General features: G+C 63.5%; 1 protein-coding gene. It reads right to left on the reverse strand.

Annotated features, from left to right (window positions below; genetic code table 11):
• On the reverse strand, positions 1–201 hold a 201-nt coding region (locus VS93_RS33625; RefSeq protein ID WP_394298855.1), incomplete at its 3' end, for an Arc family DNA-binding protein.
• Positions 202–222: the final 21 nt, after the last annotated feature.

The raw sequence follows: 222 nt of genomic DNA on the forward strand, positions 1-222 counted from the left end.
CTCAGCGGCGGTACGCTCGACCTCCAGGCGGTGGACGATCTCGGAGTTGAGGGGTCTGTGGGCGGACTTGGCCTGGGTGACTAGCCATGCGTGAAGGTTAGCGGGCAGGCGGAGAGTGACATGAACTTCGGATTCCATGACACCGGAATGGTGTGGAATCGCACTATGGTGCCACGGCGGGGCGCGGAGGATGCCGGACATGCCCGCTGCACTTACCGTCTG

Origin of the sequence: Allosalinactinospora lopnorensis (assembly GCF_000981225.1) — a bacterium.
Lineage (GTDB): Bacteria > Actinomycetota > Actinomycetes > Streptosporangiales > Streptosporangiaceae > Allosalinactinospora > Allosalinactinospora lopnorensis.